13 protein-coding genes and 2 tRNA genes are annotated in these 16,612 nt (G+C 63.1%); 5 read left to right on the top strand and 10 right to left on the bottom strand.

Going from position 1 to position 16,612, the window contains the following annotated elements:
* The first annotated feature begins 2 nt into the window (after positions 1-2).
* Positions 3-1,226, top strand: a complete 1,224-nt coding sequence (locus tag ABIE18_RS14120; protein ID WP_499723381.1) for an ROK family protein — start codon at positions 3-5, stop codon at positions 1,224-1,226.
* 31 nt (positions 1,227-1,257) lie between these two features.
* Here ABIE18_RS14120 and ABIE18_RS14115 read toward each other — a convergent pair whose 3' ends face one another.
* The 9 genes from ABIE18_RS14115 to ABIE18_RS14075 form a co-directional block, all read right to left on the bottom strand.
* Positions 1,258-2,829: a Na+/H+ antiporter gene (locus ABIE18_RS14115; RefSeq protein WP_499723380.1), complete on the bottom strand. Its 1,572-nt coding sequence runs from the start codon at positions 2,827-2,829 to the stop codon at positions 1,258-1,260.
* A gap of 96 nt (positions 2,830-2,925) precedes the next feature.
* The gene (locus tag ABIE18_RS14110; RefSeq protein WP_499723379.1) at positions 2,926-3,582 is read right to left on the bottom strand and encodes an SDR family oxidoreductase; all 657 of its coding nucleotides are present in this window, start codon (positions 3,580-3,582) and stop codon (positions 2,926-2,928) included.
* Between the two features lie 84 nt (positions 3,583-3,666).
* A tRNA-Met gene (locus ABIE18_RS14105) sits at positions 3,667-3,740 on the bottom strand.
* A 61-nt stretch (positions 3,741-3,801) separates the two neighbouring features.
* Positions 3,802-3,873: transfer RNA gene (locus ABIE18_RS14100), tRNA-Thr, on the bottom strand.
* A gap of 118 nt (positions 3,874-3,991) precedes the next feature.
* Entirely contained in the window at positions 3,992-4,453 is a 462-nt protein-coding gene (locus ABIE18_RS14095) for a LysM peptidoglycan-binding domain-containing protein (protein ID WP_499723378.1), read from the bottom strand.
* Between the two features lie 261 nt (positions 4,454-4,714).
* A complete protein-coding gene (locus ABIE18_RS14090; RefSeq protein ID WP_499723377.1) occupies positions 4,715-6,865 on the bottom strand; it encodes a DEAD/DEAH box helicase in 2,151 nt (716 codons plus the stop codon).
* A gap of 429 nt (positions 6,866-7,294) precedes the next feature.
* Positions 7,295-7,951, bottom strand: coding sequence for an MOSC domain-containing protein (locus ABIE18_RS14085; RefSeq protein WP_499723376.1), 657 nt, complete (start codon positions 7,949-7,951; stop codon positions 7,295-7,297).
* 30 nt (positions 7,952-7,981) lie between these two features.
* Positions 7,982-8,656, bottom strand: coding sequence for a response regulator (locus tag ABIE18_RS14080; RefSeq protein WP_499723375.1), 675 nt, complete (start codon positions 8,654-8,656; stop codon positions 7,982-7,984).
* Positions 8,653-10,176, bottom strand: a complete 1,524-nt coding sequence (locus ABIE18_RS14075) for a sensor histidine kinase (protein WP_499723374.1) — start codon at positions 10,174-10,176, stop codon at positions 8,653-8,655. Before ABIE18_RS14075 ends, ABIE18_RS14080 begins: the two co-directional genes overlap by 4 nt.
* A gap of 151 nt (positions 10,177-10,327) precedes the next feature.
* Between ABIE18_RS14075 and ABIE18_RS14070 the strand changes: the two genes are divergently transcribed.
* The 3 genes from ABIE18_RS14070 to ABIE18_RS14060 are packed head-to-tail and all read left to right on the top strand — an operon-like array spanning position 10,328 to position 13,830.
* Positions 10,328-11,044 (top strand): Tat pathway signal protein, encoded by a 717-nt coding sequence (locus ABIE18_RS14070; RefSeq protein ID WP_499723373.1) that lies wholly within the window; start codon positions 10,328-10,330, stop codon positions 11,042-11,044.
* 2 nt (positions 11,045-11,046) lie between these two features.
* A complete protein-coding gene (locus tag ABIE18_RS14065) occupies positions 11,047-12,252 on the top strand; it encodes a glutathionylspermidine synthase family protein (protein ID WP_499723372.1) in 1,206 nt (401 codons plus the stop codon).
* A 27-nt stretch (positions 12,253-12,279) separates the two neighbouring features.
* Positions 12,280-13,830 (top strand): APC family permease, encoded by a 1,551-nt coding sequence (locus tag ABIE18_RS14060; protein ID WP_499723371.1) that lies wholly within the window; start codon positions 12,280-12,282, stop codon positions 13,828-13,830.
* A 12-nt stretch (positions 13,831-13,842) separates the two neighbouring features.
* On the opposite strand, the gene ABIE18_RS14055 is transcribed toward ABIE18_RS14060, so the two are convergent.
* Positions 13,843-15,183: a glycosyltransferase 87 family protein gene (locus tag ABIE18_RS14055; RefSeq protein ID WP_499723370.1), complete on the bottom strand. Its 1,341-nt coding sequence runs from the start codon at positions 15,181-15,183 to the stop codon at positions 13,843-13,845.
* Positions 15,184-15,352: 169 nt separating this feature from the next.
* Here ABIE18_RS14055 and ABIE18_RS14050 point away from each other — a divergent pair, with 169 nt between their 5' ends.
* Complete coding sequence (locus ABIE18_RS14050) at positions 15,353-16,537, top strand: acyl-CoA dehydrogenase family protein (protein WP_499723369.1); 1,185 nt, start codon at positions 15,353-15,355, stop codon at positions 16,535-16,537.
* Positions 16,538-16,612 lie beyond the last annotated feature (75 nt).

Below are 16,612 nucleotides of genomic sequence, written 5' to 3'. Positions count from 1 at the left end.
GAATGCTGATCGGGACTGCGCCGTCAACACAGCTGGTTCGCAGGGTCAATGCCGGCGCGATGCTCAAAGCCATGCGTGGCGCCGGTGTGGTAACAGGCACCGAACTCATGGCTTCCACCGGGCTCTCCCGCGCAACGGTCATTTCCATCTGCGACGAACTTGTCCGGCTCGGCTGGCTCCAGGAGCTGGAAAACCAGCGAGGGGCCGGAGACTACATTAAGGGCAGGCCGGCACGCCGCTTTGTTTTCGACGACAGCGCGGCCAGCGTGCTCGGAATCGACATCGGCGCCAATAAGATCACCGCCATAGTGGCTGACATGGCCGGAACACCTTTATCCCAGGTCACGATGCCCTTCCGCACATACAACGTCTCTGCCAATGAGCGCGCAGATGTGCTGGACCGGATCGCAGCAGACGTCCTGAAAAAGGCCGGCGTATCTGCAGACTCTATTCTTGCCGTGTCTGTGGGAGTGGCAGCCCCGGTCAGCCGCGACGGTGAGGTCCTCACCGTCCAGGAATTCTGGAAATCCTTCGATGTCCGCGGGATTGTTTCAGAGCGGCATGGCTGGCAGGTACTCCTGGAAAACGACGCCAACCTCGCAGCCCTCGCGGAACGGTGGCAGGGCACCGCGCAGGGAGTCGACAACCTCGTTGTCATGCTCGCCGGCGACCGCCTGGGTTCCGGAATCCTCGAATCCGGCCGTTTGCTCCACGGGCAGCTTGGTGGCTTTGGGGAGCTGGGATATCTGGACACCGTCGACGGAGTGGGCGACACCTACGGCATCGCCCACTACGCTGCGCTGTGGGGGCGGGAAGCCCTTGACGATACCCCCAGCACGAAGCTGCGGGAGCTTTGCGGTGATGATCCTGCAGCGCTGACAGCAGAGATGGTTTTCAAGGCAGCCGCGGACGGCGACAACGCCGCCCGTCACGCCCTGGACCGCGTGGCGCATCGCATGGCCCGGGCCATCGGCTCGATCAGTACGTTGGTCAACCCTGAACTGGTGGTTATTGCTGGAGCCGTTGCAGCTTCTGCCCATGCCCTGATCCCGGCCATTGAAAAGCAGCTGCCTGACTTCACCTTCACTCCCCCGCGGCTGGCAACCTCCACCCTGGGCGACGGCATTGTGTCCCTCGGCGCGATCCGCCACGCCCTGGACTACGTCGAGGAGCACGCGCTGGATCTCTCCCCCTCGTCATTACCGAAACGCGCGGACGCTTCCTGATCCTGTCCAACGCTGCAACCCGGGCTACGCGCTATTCCGGCATTGACATGGTGCGCAAGTCCAGCTGCCTCAAAACGCGGTCTGCAACTTCAGGATCAGTCCCAGGCTCGTTGCGCGCCGCCACCACTTCTTGTCGGGCGGCATCCAGCGCGATCGTCTGCACGGCAATGGCAAGTTCACGCCCCCGCTTACGTTTCTCCGCCGCCGACTCGTTGCGCAACGTCCCATCCAGCAGCTCTGCATGGAGCCGGCGCATCTTTTCCTTGACCAGTGCCACTTTGTCCGCGGGGAGTTCCTTCATGAGCTCGTGGTCCTTCAGCGCCGACACCGCTGCCGACTGGGCACGTTTGGCCAGAACACGTGCCGCGTCCTTTTCATGGGAACCGTCCTCCTTGGCTTTGAGGACCCGCATCAGCCACGGAAGTGTCAGGCCCGGCAGCACCAACGTGGCCAGAAGCACGGCGCAGGCGATGACCAGGATTTCGTGCCGTGCAGGAAAGTCACTCCCGTCAGGCAAGGTCACCGGCAGCGCCAAAGCGAGAGCCAGTGTAGCCAGCCCACGCATTCCGCACCATGTCAGGATGAGTACTTCCTTGGGCGAGGTTGGCTGCAGCAGATTCCGCCGCTGGTGGGCGGTCAGCGCAAGCAGCCCGAGCCATAGGCAGCGAACAACGAACACCAGGATACAAATCACCACAGCAACGCCGATCATCCCGAAAATCGCCGTCCCCTCGTCACGGATGACGTGACGGATCTCCAAGCCCACCAGGCCGAAGGCCAGTCCTGTCGCCAGCAGTTCCACCACGTCCCAGAAGGCTGTCCGCGTGATGCGCTCAGCAGCGTCCTGAGGCCGCGCGTGGCGTTGCAGTTCCAAGGCGGTCACGACGACGGCCACCACACCTGAAGCGTGCAGTTCTTCCGCCAGGATGTACGCAGCGAACGGAACCACAAGCGTGACCGCACTGCGTGCCACCATGGACGTCACAAGCTTGGTGATGAACTTGGTCAGCCAGCCCATGGCGATGCCGATGACCACTGCCAAGGCCGCACCCACCACGAACTGCAGGATGACATTGGGCCCCACCTCGCTACCGGAGACCGTGGCGGCAACCGCTGCCTGGAAGATCACAATGGCGGCCGCGTCATTGAAAAGGCCCTCGCTCTGCAGAACAGTAATGAGCCGCCGCGGCATGTGAACACGGCCAGCCACGGACTCGACTGCGACCGGATCCGGCGGCGCAACCATTGCCCCCAAAGCAATCGCTGCCGGAATCCCGATGCCAGGAATCATGAGCCACGCAGCACCAGCCACCACCGCGGTGGAAACCACCACCAAGGCGACAGCCATGAGGAGCAGCGTCCGCCACCGGACGCGGAATACGGCCCAGGAACTCTTCTGCGCAGTGGCAAAGAGCAACGGCGGGAGGAAGATCGGCAGGATCAGCTCCGGCGAAATCTCAAACTCAGGAAAGCCGGGAATGAACGTCAGCGCAACAGCCAGGAGCAGCATCAGGACCGGATAAGGAAGCCGAAGCCTGTCCCCCAAGCCGACGGCCAGCACCGTGGCAAGCAGCAATCCGATAATGAGTGCCAGCTGATCCATGTTCCCGCTTCCCCAGAAGTTGTACGGGCTTCCCGCAGGCCTGGCCCAGGAAGCTACCTACCAACCTATCCCGGGGTCCACGGATCCCGTGCCACGTCAATCCGCGGTCAGAGCATCCACCACGTCAACTGTTCCATCCTTGAAAGTGATGGTCCGGTGGATAGTGTCGGGAAGTTCCAGGACGGCAGCGGCCACCAGGGCAACGTTCGCACGGGAGGTCGCGGTGCCGTTGCCAGAGTTTGCCGGGTTGACCTCGATCAACCCGGACGCCGGCTCCTCCGTCAAGGTTCCTGGTGCCAGCACCGTCCACTCCAGGCCGCTACTGCGCAGGTAGTCATCAGCCGCTGCTTTGGACTCGGCATAGGGGAAGAAAGGGTGGTCCTGGGGAATGCCGTGATCCTTTGCACTGCCTATATAGGACACCATCACGTACCGCTTTACGCCGGCTTCCTTTGCTGCGTCCATGGATCGGATGGCGGCGTCCCGGTCCACGGCATACGTCCTGGCCGGGTTGCCCCCACCGGCCCCTGCCGACCAGACCACGGCGTCGTGGCCCTTCAGCGCCTGGGCGAGTTCCGCCGCCGTCGAGTTTTCGACGTCCAGCACCTGCGCAACGGCTCCCGTCCCCGTGACATCTGCCACATGATCGGGATTTCGAATGAACGACGTGACATCGTGACCTTCGCCACTAAGAATCCGGGATAAATGAAGGGCCACCTTGCCGTGGCCGCCAATGATTGCGATTCGGCTCATGCACCCATTCTGTCCCACATGCGGAGTGGTGCGGGCGGGCAAATGAAAAGACCCCGCAGATGATACCTGCGGGGTCTTGCTCTGTAGCGGTGGGGAGGCTCGATCTCCCGACCTCACGATTATGAGTCGTGCGCTCTAACCAACTGAGCTACACCGCCACGAATGAGAAAAACCTGTGTCAAGCCGGTCAAAACCGCCTTGACACAGGCCCTCATTCAGAGCCCCCCACCGGAATCGATCCGGTGACCTCGTTCTTACCAAGAACGCGCTCTACCACTGAGCTAGGGGGGCAACGAGTAAATACTCTACCGGACGTTTTCAGAAGCTACAAATCGGCGAAAATCCGGGGGAAAACGGCGTCGACACAATTTGCGCAGACGCCATTTTCCTGATCCAGATACCGCCCAGATCAGGGCAGTCGGAGCACCTGTCCGGGGTAGATGAGATCCGGGTTGGGCACGGTGTCAGCATTGGTTGCGATCAGGGCTCCGAGGTCCACCCCGAACTGCGCAGCGATGCCGCTCATGGTATCGCCCGGCTCCACCACAACCTCCGTGACGCGTGGGGCGACTGGACCACGCTGCCCTGCCTCCGCAGCGGCCTCCGCGGCCGCCTGCTGGGCCATCGGCTGGACCTCCGGGGCTTCGGGCTCCAAGCCCGCCTGCTCGGCGATCTGAGCGCCTGCAGCGTTTGCTGCCGCCTGCTGCTCGGCCGCCTGGGCTGCAGCAGCTTCTGCGGCGGCCTTGCTCGAAGCAGAAGCATCGACGGCGGCAGCATCCTCCGCGGCCTGCGTTACGGCCGTCTGGTCTTCCTGGCCATCGCCCTTTCCGCCCATTCCCAGGTTCTTCTTCAAGTTCTCGAGCAATCCCATGGGGAAACCCTCCTGCATTCAGCGTGCGACCATCAGGCTCTTCGCAACTACGCGGCTCGTAGCACTTTGATCGTACGGCGGCCCGTAGGTGGCATGGAACCCGCAGGTGGCACGGAACCCGGTCTTGTTCGAAATCCCCGCCGTACAAGGGTTCGGATATCCAACAACCCCGGGAGTTGCCCCACCCGCACCACTTACGGCCCTTAAACACGTCAGGGGGCCGGCCCGAAAGCTGACCCCCTGACGGGAACTACTTAGTGTTTACCACTTGCCCTTGCGGTTGAAGTCGCGGTGTCCGCCTTCGCCACCGCTGCGGGGCTTGCGGGCGCCGTCGCCGTGTCCGCCAAAGCGGGAACCGCTGGACTGGCCACGGTCACGATCGCCGAAGCTGCCTGCAGTGCGCTCGGAGCGGTCGCTGTACGTGCGGCCGCCACGATCGGCAGAGGAGCGCTCGCCACCTTCAGACTTGCGGAAGTCCTTCTTGAACCCACCACTGCCCTTGAAGTTGCCGCCACCACGGTTGTCGCGGTCGCCATAGCCACCACGGCCACCACCGGAGTAGCTGCCACGGTCGCCGCTGGGCTTGCGTCCGTTATCCAGCTCGAGGTTGATCAGCTCGCCACCAATGCGGGTGCGGGACAGTGCGCGCAGCTGCTCGGGGCTCAGGTCAGCCGGAAGCTCCACCAGGGAGTGGTCCGAGCGGATGTCGATGCCACCGATTTGTGCGGAGGAGATGCCACCTTCGTTGGCAATGGCGCCCACGATAGAGCCCGGCATGACGCGCTGACGGCGTCCTACGGCGATCCGGTAGGTGGCGTTGCCTTCGGTAAGTGCACGGGTCGGGCCACGGGAGCCGAAGCCGTCCTTGGAGCGTTCGCGCTTCTGGTACTCAGGAGCTGCAGGCAGTTCCTTGACCAGCAGCGGCTGTCCGCCCTGTGCCATGACGGCGAGTGCAGCGGCGATCTCCGAGGCCGGTACGTTGTGCTCTTCCTCGTAGGAGGAGATGAGGTCGCGGAATGCTGCAACATCCTCGGACTCAAGGGTCTCGGTGATGCGCTCAGCGAACTTGCCCAGGCGCAGCGTGTTCACGGTCTCGGCCGTGGGCAGGTGCATCTGCTCCACCGGCTGGCGCGTAGCCTTCTCGATGGAACGCAGCAGGTACTTCTCCCGCGGCGTCATGAACAGGATCGCGTCACCGGAACGGCCTGCACGGCCGGTGCGGCCGATGCGGTGGACGTAGGACTCGGTGTCGTGGGGGATGTCGTAGTTGATGACGTGGCTGATGCGCTCAACGTCAAGACCACGGGCTGCGACGTCGGTAGCAACCAGGATGTCGATGCGGCCTTCCTTCAGCGCGTCAACAGTGCGTTCGCGCTGCTGCTGCGGGATGTCGCCATTGATGGCGGCAGCCTGGAAACCGCGGGCCTTCAGCTTGTCAGCGAGGTCCTCGGTTGCCATCTTGGTGCGCACGAAGGCGATAACGCCGTCGAACTCTTCAACTTCGAGGATGCGGGTCAGGGCGTCCAGCTTGTGCGGGCCCATAACCTGAAGGTAACGCTGCTTGGTGTTGGCACCGGTGGTGGTCTTGGACTTCACCGAGATTTCAGCAGGGTTGTTCAAGTACTGCTTGGACATGCGGCGGATCTGGCCCGGCATTGTGGCAGAGAACAGCGCAACCTGGCGGGTTTCGGGAGTCTGCTGGAAGATCTGCTCTACGTCATCGGCAAAGCCCATGCGCAGCATCTCGTCAGCTTCATCCAGCACCAGGTACTGGAGTTCGGAGAGGTCCAGGGAGCCCTTGGCAATGTGGTCGATCACACGGCCGGGGGTACCGACAACAACCTGTGCACCGCGGCGAAGGCCGGCCAGCTGGGGACCGTAAGCGGAGCCACCGTAAACGGGGAGCACGGTGAAGTCGTCAATGTGCTTGGCGTAGGAAGTGAACGCTTCAGCAACCTGCAGGGCGAGTTCACGCGTCGGCGCCAGGACCAGCGCCTGGGTCTTGCGGGACGGGCCGTTGAGGTCGTGCAGCTCAGCCAGGCGGGACAGGGCAGGGACAGCGAAGGCTGCAGTCTTGCCGGTACCGGTCTGGGCCAGGCCGACGACGTCGCGGCCTTCGAGGAGCAGCGGGATGGTGGCTGCCTGGATGGGTGACGGCTTTTCGTACCCGACATCCTGCAGTGCGGCCAGAACGCGGCCATCGATGCCAAGATCGACGAAGCGGACGCCTTCTTCTTCCTCGTCTTCTGCCTTGGGGGCAGGAGCTTCGGTGAAGGCGGGGGCTGCAGACTCGGGTGCAGCGTTCTCGACGGGGGCCGGTGCTTCTACTACGGTGCCTTCAGCGGCGGTCTCTGCTACATCAGCAGACTCAGCGGTGGTGGCGTCGAAGTTTTCGTTGAGATTTTCGGTCATAGGGGGAAATTCCTCATCCATAGGGCAGTCGGCGCGGCCCGGTTGGGCTTGGCCGCATTACTCGTCGCGAAGAGCCAGGCAAAGGTGCCCTGCTTTCGCAAGAAGTCCGGCGCTATCGCAATCCCATGGCAGGACTTCCCGCTGCATCTCTTGGCTGCTATCCCAGCAGTCTGTACAGCGTTTTCTTTAGCCGGCTCTCCCTATGAAAATGCCCGCACACATTTGCGGGCCCCAACACTTACCAGTCCTGCCTCAAGAATTGGGCAGGATAAAGGGATTTCCGGAGTGGGGGATATTTCAAGTGTAGGGCACAGGGCGCCCTCAACGCGAGTTGAGTCCTGATGAAGACCGGGTGAGCTTGAGCACACCCGGACTCTTCGGCACCATCCGGCAGCCCTCAAGGCAGCCCTGCAGCTCGTTCAAGCAGGCTTACAACCCGTTACGCCGCAGGACTTTCTCGAACTTCTCATGGTATTCGTCCTGAAGCCGGATCTCCCCGTCCGCCTCGGCATCGAGCAGGGTCTGCACCATGTCCGGCGTGGGTTCGCTGAACCACTGGCCAACAGTTATGCCGTGCTTCGGTACGAACAGCCGGTGAATATGGTCTCCCGCGGAGACCGTCCCCGTCCTGATCACACGAAGGTAGGTTCCTACCCGCCCGGCCTGGGTGAAGCGCTTCACCCATTGCGGCTCGTCCAGCAAGCGCTGGAAGGTGGCGCACGGGACGCGCGGTGACGTTACTTCCACTTCCACATCCAGCCCGATCTTCCAACGTTCACCAATCACTGCTCCCGTGGTCTCGATTCCGTCCACCCGCAGGTTCTCCCCGAAGACGCCGGCTGGAAGCTCACGATCCAGTGCGGCTGACCAGTAATCGGCGTCTGCCTGGGAATAGGCATACAGAGCCTGGTCTTCACCGCCGTGATCGAACCTGTTGGCTTGGACGTCGCCGTGGACGCCGAGCTTGTGGATCTTGACGGGGCCTTCCACAGCACGCTTATCTATCGCGGTGACGCCAACGCTTCCTTCCGGGTCCGGCAACAACTGGTGGACACGGCAGACAGCGAGGAGGGATGCGGTGTTCATGGACAACAGTTTACGGACGGGAAGCCGGATTTAAGGATCGAACCGGTAACCCATTCCCGCTTCAGTGTGCAGGTGCCGCGGCGCGGCCGGGTCCCGCTCCAGCTTTCGCCGCAACTGGGCAATATAGACCCGCAGGTATTGCGTCTCCTTCGCATAGGCCTGTCCCCAGACCTGAGTCAGGATCTGCTGCTGGCTCACCAGCTTTCCCTTGTTCCGGACCAGCAACTCCAGGATGCTCCACTCAGTAGGGGTCAGCCGCACCTCTGAACCATCCTTCACGATCTTCTTGCCCGCCAGGTCCACCATGAAGTCCGACGTCGCCAACGTAGGTTCCTCCCGATCGGTGAGGACCCGGCGCGAGGCAACCCGAAGCCGCGCAAGCAGCTCATCCAGTCCGAAGGGCTTCGTCACGTAGTCGTCCGCACCGGCGTCGAGCGCTTCCACTTTGTCCTCCGAGGCATGCCGGGCGGACAGCACGATGATGGGCATGCTGCTCCACCCGCGGATCCGGCGGATGATCTCCACTCCGTCCATGTCCGGCAATCCAAGATCCAGCACAACAATGTTCACGCTTCGTTTCGCCACGGCGTTCAGGGCATCGGCGCCGTTTCCAACGGTCATTGCCTGGTACCCGTGGGCCTGCAGGGTGACCTGCATTGCCCGCGCGATCTGGGCTTCGTCCTCAACTATCAGCACACGGGTCATGCCCTGCCTCCCCCGTGACCGGTCCACAGCGGCAACGTAACCACCATGGTCAAGCCTCCACCGGGCGTCGGCTCCGCCATGAGCGTGCCGCCCATGGCTTCAGTGAAGCCTTTGGCCACCGCAAGTCCCAACCCGATTCCGCCGCCCGCGCCACCTGCCGGGGCGGGCGAATCGCCAAGCCGCTGGAAGGGCTGGAACATCTCAAGCACTTCGTTGTGTCCCACCCCGCTGCCGTGGTCCACGATCCTCAGTTCGCTGGCAGGCTTGTCCCACACTGTGATCCCGGCACCGGCACGCGCAGTCAGGATGACGTCCGAACCAGGTGCGTACTTCACTGCGTTTTCAACGATGTTTGCCACCACGCTCTCCAACATGCCGGCGTCGGCTGTTACGGGCGGCAGGTTGGGTTGCAGCTCACTGCGTATCCGATCCTTCGGAATACCGCGAAGTGCTTCAGGCAATATTTCGGTCCAGGTGGTGCCCGCGAGCAAAGGGTTCACGGCATCGGCGGTAATCCGGGACATATCCAGCAGGTTGTCCACCAAATGGTCCAGGCGGTCAGCATAATTCTCGATCGTCTCCAACAACTCCTTCTCCACGTCTGGAGGGAACTGGACCTCTTCCTGCCGCAGGCTGCTGACAGCCAGTTTGATTCCGGCCAAAGGCGTCCTCAAATCGTGGGAAACGGCGCGAAGGATGGACGTCCGCATCTTGTTTCCCTCGGCCAGGCGAAGGTTGTCCCGCCGGCTCTTGACCAGCTGCTGCCGCTCACGCACAGCCACCACAAACGCTCCGAAAGCCGCCAGCAGCCGCTGGTGTTGGGAGGATAGGGCACCACCGCGCAACAACAGCGTGTAATGGGGATCGACGACGGCGGCATGGTCCGCGGCAGCATGGGTCACCGGCGGATTGGGGCCGGCGCTCGCAAGAATCCGCCACTGCGGCGGTGCTCCCGGCACTGTGACGCTGTCCGGTCCCGGGGAGCCCAAGAGTGTCACAGCCTCCATGCCGAGATTTCCGCGGACCTTCTCAAGGAAGGATTCAAGGCTGCCGTCCGAGCTGAGGATGCGCAGGGCCAACTCGCTCAGGGCCGTGGCTTCGGCCTCGGACCTCGCAGCCTCCTGGGCCCTGCGGCTGGCCAGTCCCACCGCGAGCGCCACGCCGCAGGCCACCGCCAGAAAAACCACCAGGGTAAACAGGGTGGTTGGGTCAGCGATGGACAGGGAACCTACGGGTTCGGCGGAGAAGTAGTTCAGCAGGAAACTACCCAGCACCGCCGCGACCACGGCGGGCCACAGGCCTCCGATGGCGGCAACGGCCACGGCCGCTGCCAGCTGAAGGAGCATGATCATGGCGAAGTTGCGGAAGCCCAGCACAGTGACCATGACTTCGACGCCGGGCGGCAACAGCAGGGCAAGGACAAGACCAGTCACGACGCGTCCACGGCCGATGCCCCGAACAGCGGGAAGGCGCAGCAGAACGGCGTCTGAATCGCTGCTTTGTGCTTCAGGACCTGGCATGGCTACATCCTTCCACGGTTGGCAGGGTGGGCAGTTCTACCCACCCTGCTGTTCCACGAGTGCCCGCGGTCCAGTCAAGGACTAGGCTTGCTTTCAGCATCTGGTCCGGCATGGCGCCGGACACTCCAACGGTCTATCCAGGGGGATATACATGGACCCGAACGAAGGCGCCGCAGGCAGCGGTGCTTCAGGAAACGGCGCTTCAGGCAACGGCCCGTCAGGCAGCGGCGCTGCCGGGGGCGGCCAGGGCCCGGACGCGGGCAAGAATCCGCCCAAGCCACCACCGTGGCAGGTGCCCAAACCCGAGCTCCATCCTGAGCTGATCCCCCCTGCCAATGACAGGGACGAAGCTCCTAACGGACAGAAGCCAGGCGCTTCCAAGCCCGGCGCCTCCCAGCCCGAGCCCGGCAAGCCGCTCCCCATCATTGACCCGTTCGCCAAAGAACGTGAACGCGAATCGGCCCAGGCAGAGGCCCGGAAGAAGCGCTCCCGGCGCCGCACCGTCGTCGTGGGTTTGGGTGTTACCGCCCTTCTCGCCGGAACCATCACCGCAGTAGTTGCCAGCAGCGAGCAAGAGGCGGACTACGCACAGGTCTGTTTCAACGATGAAACCGGCGAGCGCGTGGACGATACCCAGTGCAACAACAGCAGCTCGGATGGCCGCGGTTCAGCCATCTACGCCTGGTACTTCTACTCGCGGGGAGCCAGCGTGCCCGCAGTGGGACAGAATCGCAACTCCTACCCGGGCTCCGTCAAGACAGTTCCACAGGGCGCCAAGACCTCCACGGGCTACAGCACCAAGGGCGGCACAGTCAGCCGTGGCGGCTTTGGCAGCAGCTCCAAAAGCGGCGGAAGCTCGGGAGGCTAGGCGTGCGGCGTTTGCCCTCCGAGCCCAGGCCGGACTGGAAAAAGAAGATCGAAGAACAGGGCTTGGTTTTTTCCACCACCACCATGCCCGATGGCCGCAAGATCGAATACTGGAACGAGTCGGCGTACTACGAATTCACCATGGACGAGGTGGAGACACTCGAGAAGACTGCCGAGGACATGCACCTCATGTGCCTGGAAGCAGCAAAGTTCCTCGCCACCGGGGCCATGGGCGATATTGGGATCGGGCAACAGGCGCTGGAACTCGCCGGCGAATCGTTGCAGGCCGGGGACATGGATATCTACGGTCGCTTCGACTTCATCTATGACGGCAAGGGCGGGCCAGCGAAGATGCTGGAGTACAACGCCGATACGCCCACAGGCCTCATTGAAGCCTCCGTTGCGCAGTGGTTCTGGTTGCAGGATGTGTTCCCGGAAAAGGACCAATGGAACGGAATCCATGAGGCGCTGATCCGGCAATGGAAAAAGCTGCAGTTCCGCACCGGGATGAGCACACTGCATGTGGCTCATTCGGAGGCCGAAGAGTCCGGTGAGGACTGGATGACTGCCGCCTACATGCGGGATGTGGCGAGCCAGGGTGGGTGGACGACTATCGGCATCAATATGTCGGACATCGGTTGGGACCCGAACCTGAACCGCTTTGTGGACCTGGACAATTTCATGATCAGCACCATGTTCAAGCTGTACCCATGGGAACTGATGATGAAGGAACCTTTCGGGCATCGGCTGCTGACGCGGGCCCACAACCCCCGGTGGGTGGAGCCCGCGTGGAAGATGCTGCTCTCCAACAAAGCCCTGCTTGCTGCGCTGTGGCACCTGTACCCCGGCCACGAGAACCTCCTGCCGGCCTACCTTGGCGATCCTGGCCCGCTCAAGGAATGGGTGGCCAAGCCCCTTCATGGCCGGGAGGGCGATAACATCCGCATCCACGCCCCCGGCATCGAGCTGCAGCAGCCCGGCGGCTATGGCCGTGAAGGGTGGTGCTTCCAGCAGTACCACGCTCTCCCCGACTTCGATGGAAACCATCCGGTGCTTGGCCTCTGGGTGGTGGACGGCGAGTCCGTGGGCTGCGGCATCCGTGAATCGGATGGCCCCATCACGGACTATTTCTGCCGGTTCGTTCCCAACACCATCGACGCCCCGGCGCCTGCCGCGCCCACAACTACTTCTTACGGAGCTGCATTGTGAACACAGAAAGCATGAGCACTGAAAACCATGAGCACTGAAACCTCGACGCCGGATGGCGGTTCAGCGGGCGGCGACCGTACCGCCGTCGTACCTTCCAAAGGCCTCCATGCGGGCATCCTGGACCTTGGTGACTCCGTCATGCTCGGGCTGGCGTCAACGGCGCCTGTGTATTCGCTGGCCGCTACGCTCGGGCTCATTGTCGCCGTCAACGGTAACTACACTCCCCTGATCCTGGTTCTTGCCTTCATTCCAGTGTTGTTCATCGCCTATGCATTCCGCGAGTTGAACAGTGCGCTCCCTGACTGTGGCACCACGTTCTTCTGGGCCCGCAAGGCCTTTGGTCCGTGGGCGGCCTGGCTGGGCGGCTGGGGCGTAGCTTTGGCCGGCATCGTAGTCCTCGCCAACCTGGCCCAAATTGCCGGGAAATATCTGTGGTTGCTGATCGGCGACGGTTCCCTGGCCGGCAACACCTGGCTGGTTACCGCCACCGGGGTCCTGTTCATCGCGTTCATGACCTACGTAAATCACCGCGGCATTCGGCTGGGCGAGCACGTCCAGCGGACCCTGACCTACATCCAGTACATCTCACTGGGCATCTTTGCGGTGGCCATTATTGTTGGGATCGCCGGTGGCGCGCCCGGCGGAGCCAACGGCAGTGACGCCACTATCCAGCCTTTCGACCTTGAGTGGTTCAACCCCTCGGGTGCCTTCGCCGACCCCAGTGCCGTGGTTCACGGAGTCCTGCTGGCCCTGTTCATCTACTGGGGCTGGGACACCTGCCTGGCCCTGAACGAGGAGACCGAAAACCCTGCGAAGACTCCGGGCCGGGGTGCCGTCATCTCTGCGTTCGTCCTGGTGGCCATCTACGTTTCCGTGGCCCTGCTGGTGATGATGTACGCGAGCGTCGGGACCGAAGGCATCGGCCTAGGCAATGAAGCGAACCAGGATGACGTCTTCCTGGCCATGAAGGATGTAGTGCTGGGCCCGTGGGGTTGGCTGATCGTGGTGGCCGTTCTGGCGTCCGTGTTGTCCTCAACGCAGACCACCATCCTCCCCACAGCCCGGGGAACGCTGTCCATGGGCGTGCATGGTGCCCTGCCGGCGCGTTTTGGCAAGGTCCACGAACGGTTCCAGACACCGGGCTTCTCAACCCAGGTCATGGGCGCTGCCGCCGTGGTGTACTACGTGGCCATGAGCTTCCTCAGCGAGGACCTGCTGGCGGACTCCATCAGTGCCATCAGCCTGTTCATCGCGTTCTACTACGCCCTGACCGGTTTCTCGTGCGTGTGGTTCTTCCGCTCTACCCTCCGGGATTCTGCCCGCAACCTGTGGTTCCGCGGCATCCTGCCCTTCCTGGGAGCCGTGTCCCTGACGGTGGCGTTCTTCATTTCGGCGGTGCAGATGTGGGATCCGGAGTATGGGGACACCCAGATCTTTGGAATCGGCGGAGCCTTTGTCAGCGGAGTCCTGCTTCTGCTCCTGGGCGTGGTGCTGGCCATCGTGTGCCGTTTCGCACCTGCTACGCGTGGCTTCTTCACAGGGGAACGGGCTGACGCCGGTCTGGTGCGCGGCGAGTAAGCGGCGAGCGGACTAGCGTCGCGCTGCGGTCCACTGACGCACCCGGGTGGGAATGTCCGGGACCTCGATCTGGACGGCATCCCGCCGCAGCGCGACCAACCAGCAGACCAGGATCGCCACGGCGCAGAACACCCCCGCGCTGGACGCCATGATCCAGAGCCCCGGCGTCTGGACGTTCAGGTCCGCGGCACCCAGCGCCGTGCCGATGGTCTTTGGCGAATAAAAGAAGACCAGCGTGGAAACGGCCAGCACAGCGGTCATCACAATTCTCTGCGCCCTGTACCGGCCAGGAGTTTCCTTGATGGTCCAGGCGAATGCCGGCAGGACCACAGCCATCCAGACCCAATGGTGGGACCACGAGACCGGGCTGATGAGCAGCATGGTGAGTGCCGTCGTCGACATTGCAATGACGCGGGCTCCTTGCGAGCTGGCCGCGCGGATCAGGAAGGCCGCCAGCACAACCGTGGCGAGGCTGAGCGCGAGCCAGGGAACGGTTACTGAATCCTGCGGCACGCCGAAGTGCAGCAATGCGCCCTTGATCGAGAGGTTGTCCACGTAGCCGGCGCCGCCGATCCGGGACGTGTCAGGGAGGATTTCCAGCCAGAACTGCAGCGACTCAGCTGGCCGAACCACCCACGCCAGGAGGACTGTCCCGGCGAAACCGATGGACATGTTGGCCAGTCCACGCCAATCCTTACGCATCAGGAAGTACAGGCCAAACACAAGGGGTGTCAGCTTGATACCCGCCGCAACGCCCACCAGGAAGCCGCTGCCACGGAACCCCCGACGCCGCGAGGCGCCCAGCAAGTCAACAGCCATCAGGCCCATGAGCAGGATGTTGACCTGGCCGAACGCCAACGTCTCACGCCATGGACCGAGAAACAGGACGGCCAGGAACAGCGCACCGGCAATCCAGCGGCTGCGGCGGGAGGACAATGCGGTACGCCAATCGTGCTTGGACGCCCAGTACTTCACAACAGTGGCGGCGACCCAAGCGGCAACCGCGACGCCGGCCACGTTGAACAGCATGAGGGCGGCGGGTTGCGGCCACAGTGCCAGCAGCCCGAAGATGAGCGCTGCGAATGGCGGATAGGTAAAGGGAAGTTCCGGTCCCCCGGCTGCGGCAACGTTTGGACCGTACAGGTCCGAGGGCGAGCCACCGGCGTCGTTCAGGATGCTTCCGCCGAACCAGTAGACGCTGAAGTCCAGGCCCTGCTTGCTCCACTCAGCAAGCATCAGCCACACGGGCCACATCAAAAGGGCCCACGGGAGCCAATGCAGTGCGCGCGAAGCGGTGGACGTAGCCTTCCCGGCATCCGCCTTAGCCTGTAAATCGACGCCGGGCAGTGCCATGTCTTTATCCCCCAATATTTTCTTTGCGCAGTGGGATCCCAGTGGCTCCCGGAATACATCCTACTTAAACGCCCGGCGACGGCCCGACCCGGCTGACGGCGCGAGGCGTCCCCGGTGAATGTCCGGAGCGTCCGCCTCATGCGGGCATCCAGCCGCTTAGGATGCTGGAATGAGCGATTCAACGACGAACACCTCGGATATGCTGGCCCTCGATTCCCTGTTGACCAGCGAAGAACTGGCTCTCCGCGAGAAGGTCCGGGATTACACCACCCAGCGGATTCGGCCGAACATCGCGCGCTGGTATGAGGACGCAGTCTTCCCGCAGGAGATCGCGCCCGAGTTGGGCGAGCTCGGTGTCCTGGGAATGCATCTGGAAGGTTACGGCTGTCCCGGCCGGACCGCCGTCGAATATGGCCTGGCAGCCATGGAACTGGAAGCCGGCGATTCCGGCATCCGCACCTTTGTCTCGGTACAGGGCTCGCTGGCCATGACGGCCATTCACAGGTGGGGCTCAGAGGAGCAGAAAGAACAGTGGCTGCCACGGATGGCTGCTGGCGAACTCATCGGCTGCTTTGCGTTGACGGAGCCGACGGCGGGTTCGGACCCGTCGTCGATGGCCACTTTCGCTCGTGAGACCTCCGACGGCTGGGTCCTCAACGGCGCCAAGCGCTGGATAGGGCTCGCCTCAATTGCCGACGTCATGGTGGTGTGGGCTCAGACTGAGGACAACGCGGCAGGCATCCGCGGCTTCCTGGTACCTGCAGGCACGCCGGGCGTCACGGCCACGCCGATCGAGCCGAAGCTCTCAATGCGCGCATCAATCCAATGCGACATCAAGTTCGACGACGTAAGGCTGGGTCCGGAGGCAATCCTCCCGGGTGCCATAGGACTTCGTGGACCGTTCTCCTGCCTGAACGAAGCTCGCTACGGTATTGCGTGGGGAGCCATGGGCGCAGCCCGCGACTCGTATGAGGCCGCGCTGGAATATGCCGGCAGCCGGCTTCAGTTCGGGCGACCACTCGCTGGATACCAACTGACGCAGGAAAAGCTGGTGAACATGCTCCTCGAGATCCAAAAGGGCACCATGCTCGCCCTGCACCTTGGCCGCCTGAAGGACGCCGGGCACCTCCAGCCCCAGCAGATCTCCGTGGGCAAGCTCAACAACGTCCGGGAGGCCATCAAAATCGCCCGGGAGGCCCGCACCATCCTGGGCGGCAACGGCGTCACGCTGGACTATTCTCCGCTGCGGCACGCCAACAACCTCGAATCAGTGCGCACCTATGAGGGCACGGACGAGGTTCACACCCTGATCCTGGGGCAGCACATCACGGGGGTTGCCGCGTTCCGGGGCTGAGCACCCAAGTAAGTCGCAGATGATGCCGTTTTCAGCGCTCAAAACGGCATCAACTGCTACTTAGTTGGGCAGGGG

Origin of the sequence: Arthrobacter sp. 2762 (assembly GCF_040548745.1) — a bacterium.
Taxonomy (GTDB): domain Bacteria; phylum Actinomycetota; class Actinomycetes; order Actinomycetales; family Micrococcaceae; genus Arthrobacter.
This window is presented reverse-complemented; position numbering and strand designations above follow the sequence as displayed.